Raw genomic sequence first — 3769 nt, 5'->3', positions numbered from 1 at the left:
AGACTGCGCTTTCACGCCCAACCTATGAAGGTGCCGCCGGGACGACGCTTACAGAAATGCGCGAGGACAAGCCTCCTATTCACCAACACAGCTGAGCCTCCCGCCGCCCTTCGCGCGCTCGGCAAACGCCGCCTTGTCGATGACCCTCACTGTGCCCCACATGCCTTCATGTCCGAAGCCGCAGAACTCCTGACACGGCATCAGGTAATCGCCTGCTTTGGTGAACCGCATGGGCTGCTCCGAGATGTAGCCGGGCACGAGCATGGTGTTGATGTTGGTGCCCTGAACCAGGAGACCGTGCACGACATCGGCGCTGGTGGCGCGCAAGGTGATCGGTGTGTCCGTGGGCACCAGAATGCAGGCCGGCGTGAAGGAATATTGCTGGCCGATCACGCGCACGGTCACGGCGCCGTCGACGCCGCGTTCACTGCCGAGATTGGCTTCGATGAACTCGCCGGAGAGGTGCAGCCGGGCAGGGTCGACGGCCTGAACCTCGGACTGCGGCATGGTCGCCCGATGCAGCCCGGCGACCACGGCGAGCAGCGTCATCACGATGATGATGGTGACCGCGATCACTGCCCAGTTCCGCTCGGTGCGGGCAACCGCCGCGGCGCCGTTGCGGCTGTCCTCGACGGTCATTGCAGCGCTCCCCGGGGCAGAAAGACGAGCAGGTAGAAGGCGAGCCACAAGCCGACCACGATCGCCGTGGCGAGGCCGGCGACAGTCAGCGCGCCGTGCGGGCCGCAGGCGACAACGTCGCGGACAGCCTGCTCATCATCAGCGCCGCTGCTCTCGGAAACTTCGGAGTTCAGCATGGGGACCTTCAATCGAGCGGTGCCGCCCGGAGTTCGTTTGCTTCCCGGGCGCTCACGGGCATGCCGCGATTGCCCCAGGAGGTGCGGATGTAGCTCACGACGGCGGCAATCTCGTTGTCGGACAAAAGGCCGGCGAAGGGCGGCATGCCATATGGCCTGGGATTGCCCCTGGTCCCCGGCGGGTAACCGCCGTTCAGGACCATGCGGATCGGATTGACCGCCGATGGCATATCGATCGACTGGTTGTTGGCGAGCGGCGGCCAATGCGGAGGCCGGCCCTCGCCGTTCACGCCATGACAGCCGGCACAGCGCGCATCATAGACCGTCTTGCCCAGGCTGATCAGCAGACTGCTCTCGCTGCCCGGCAGGCTCGACGCGGGTGGCGCTTTCGGCGACGCCTCGGCGATGCCCTTGAGATAGACCGCCATCGCGCGGGCATCCTCGTCGGTGAGATATTGCAGGCTGTTGTGAACGACCTCAGCCATGGGACCGAAGACGACGCCGCGTTTCGACGCGCCGGCCTGCAGGAGATCGGTGATGTCCTTGAGGCTCCAATCGCCAAGCCCGGCCTCGCGGTTGGACGTCAGCGAGGGGGCGTACCAGTTCTGCATCGGGATCAACCCGCCCTTGAATGCGTCGGCCTGTGAACTGCCGCCCAGCGCGTTGATCGGCGAATGGCACATGCCGCAATGGCCAAGTCCGTCGACCAGATAGGCGCCGCGATTCCACTCCGGTGACTTGGCCGGATCGCTCTTGAACTCGCCTTCGCGGAAGAACAGCGTACGCCAGCCGAGGATCAGCTCGCGATTGTCATACGGAAAATGCAGATCGTGGCTGCGATTCTTCTGTCTCACGGGTGGAATCGACTTCAAATAGGCGAAGATCGCATCGCTGTCGGCGCGCGTCACCTTGGTATAGGATGCGAAGGGCATCGCGGGATAAAGAAGACCCCCGCTCGGGAAGCGCCCGGTATGCATGGTTGTGTAGAAATCGTCGGCGGTCCAACGGCCGATGCCCGTCACCGGGTCTGGCGTGATGTTGGAGGTGTAGAGCGCACCGAACGGTGTCTGCATGGCACGACCGCCGGCGAACGGCTGTCCTTCCGGCGCGGTATGGCAGGCGATGCAATCGCCGACCCGCGCAAGATATTCGCCGCGCGCCACGATGTCGCCGCCGGTATTCGAGGTGTTCGACTGCGCCTTCACGGCGGGCGCCGTGAAGGCAAGCGCACTGATGATGACGAGCTGAGGGAGCATCGGTCGCATAGTCCTGCTCCTCAGTTGGGCGCGCTGCCGCATGGGAATGGCAGGGCGTAGCTGCCCTTCGGCAGCGGTGCCGCGTTCTCCGGGGCAGGCAGGGTCGCCAGATAGGCCGCAACCGCGGTGACATCGGCTTCGGTCAATTTTGCCGCGACCGGCTGCATGCAATCCGGCGACGTCGCCGTGCGCGTGCCGTAGCGCCAGGCGCCGAGCTGGGCGCTTACATAATTGGGCCGCAAGCCGAGCAGACCGGGAATGCCGGGCTCCATGCCGGTAAGCTCCGCACCGTGACAGCTGGCGCAGGCCGGAACCTGCGCAGCCGAGTCGCCGCCTGTCGCCAGCGCCTCGCCGCGCTGCAGGATGTCGTCACTCACGGTGATGGGGGCCGGGTCCGGCTGCGCGGGACGCTGGTCGGCGAAATAATCCGCCATTTCCTGCAGATAGGCATTCGGCAGGAACTCCAGCAGATAGTTCATCGGGGGATATTTGCGCCGGCCGCTGCGGAAGGCGAGCAGCTGGTTGTAGAGGTAGCCAGACGGCTTGCCGGCGAGCCGCGGGAAGTAGACGTCGGAAGTGCCTTCGCCCCTGTTTCCATGGCAGGGCGTGCAGGCTTCGACGCGCGCCGCCATCGTGTCGGGCGCGGTCTGCGCCATCGCCGGCGCCATCGGCATCCCGATGGCGAACAGGAGGCCAACCGTCGCGAAGGTCAGCGCGCCGCATGCCCTCGCCCACCGGCCGCCGCGTGGCACCGGTCGCACAGCGCATGTGCGATGCATCACGTCAGACATGTGGTGGACTCTCTTTGGTCCGTAAACTGGGAGGAGACATTGTGTTGTCGCGCCGCCGCGGCTTGCCACCACGATGACCTTTGCTCGGCGCACTAAGACGATCACTGCTCGGCGTGTCTTGCACGCCCTGGCTCTGTTTTGATGCATCTTGCTCGCCCGCCCTTGGCGGCGCCGTCTGCGGGCGCTGCCGCAGCGCCTTGCACGACCCGTCGACGCCCATCCTCTCCCGCTTGCGTTAGCGTCGCACCGAAGGCATTCGGCCAATTTTTCGCGTTGTCTTGGCCATCTGCTTGATGTGGAAGAAGCGCGGCTCGGCACTTTGCGTGGGAGGCGACGCGCGGGATGAGCGTCGTCTTTAAAGCGGCGGCCGTCTTCGGGAGTGCTCGCGCGAATAGGCGCCGGGCGTATGTCCGGTATAGTGCTTGAAACGGCGCGTGAAATGGCTTTGATCGGCGAATCCGACGGTCTGCGCCACTTCGGCCAGCGACATCTCGGCACGCTGGATCAGGTCTTTCGCCCGGTCGATGCGCGTTCGCTCGAGGTAAGCGATCGGGGAGATGCCGACATGCTTCTTGAAGATGCGGCTGAAGTGGAAACGACTGATGCCGGAAGCATCGGCCAGCTCAGCCAAGGTCATCCTCGCGTCCAGGGGCTGCCGCATGGCCTCAAGCGCCCGCCGGATGGCGGCGATATTGCTGCCCGCGAGCCCGGCCTTCGCCTCCGCAGGCGCGGCGTAGCTTCGCAACAGATGTACCGAAAGCGCGGTGACCGCCGACTCCACCACCAGGTCCTGTGTCGGATGTGACGGACGCTGCAGCTCGGCCGAGAAGATCCCGCCGAGATGATCAATCACCGTAAGCGTCGTCCCGGCGGCACCTTCATAGGTTGGGCGTGAAAGCGCAGTCTG

At 65.2% G+C, this 3769-nt stretch carries 5 protein-coding genes; all 5 read right to left on the bottom strand.

Annotated features, from left to right (window positions below; genetic code table 11):
* Positions 1 to 75: 75 nt before the first annotated feature.
* A complete protein-coding gene (locus KHC27_RS12390) occupies positions 76 to 639 on the bottom strand; it encodes a cupredoxin domain-containing protein (protein ID WP_213339582.1) in 564 nt (187 codons plus the stop codon).
* Complete coding sequence (locus tag KHC27_RS12385; RefSeq protein ID WP_213339580.1) at positions 636 to 815, bottom strand: hypothetical protein; 180 nt, start codon at positions 813 to 815, stop codon at positions 636 to 638. Before KHC27_RS12385 ends, KHC27_RS12390 begins: the two co-directional genes overlap by 4 nt.
* A gap of 8 nt (positions 816 to 823) precedes the next feature.
* The gene (locus KHC27_RS12380; protein WP_425514878.1) at positions 824 to 2080 is read right to left on the bottom strand and encodes a cytochrome c; all 1257 of its coding nucleotides are present in this window, start codon (positions 2078 to 2080) and stop codon (positions 824 to 826) included.
* 11 nt (positions 2081 to 2091) lie between these two features.
* Entirely contained in the window at positions 2092 to 2745 is a 654-nt protein-coding gene (locus KHC27_RS12375; protein ID WP_213339591.1) for a c-type cytochrome, read from the bottom strand.
* 472 nt (positions 2746 to 3217) lie between these two features.
* Positions 3218 to 3769 (bottom strand): helix-turn-helix domain-containing protein (locus KHC27_RS12370; RefSeq protein WP_213339578.1); only part of this gene is annotated, 552 nt, incomplete at its 5' end.

The organism is Ancylobacter lacus, assembly GCF_018390635.1.
GTDB lineage: Bacteria > Pseudomonadota > Alphaproteobacteria > Rhizobiales > Xanthobacteraceae > Ancylobacter > Ancylobacter lacus.
Note: the sequence above shows the minus strand (reverse complement) of the source record. Positions and strands in the feature narration are given on the sequence as shown.

Excerpts from the sequence above, each read along its gene's own strand:
- KHC27_RS12375 (WP_213339591.1), bottom strand. The coding sequence starts at position 2,745 with ATGCCGATGGCGCCGGCGATGGCGCAGACCGCGCCCGACACGATGGCG.
- KHC27_RS12380 (WP_425514878.1), bottom strand. The coding sequence starts at position 2,080 with ATGCGACCGATGCTCCCTCAGCTCGTCATCATCAGTGCGCTTGCCTTC.
- KHC27_RS12390 (WP_213339582.1), bottom strand. The coding sequence starts at position 639 with ATGACCGTCGAGGACAGCCGCAACGGCGCCGCGGCGGTTGCCCGCACC.
- KHC27_RS12385 (WP_213339580.1), bottom strand. The coding sequence starts at position 815 with ATGCTGAACTCCGAAGTTTCCGAGAGCAGCGGCGCTGATGATGAGCAG.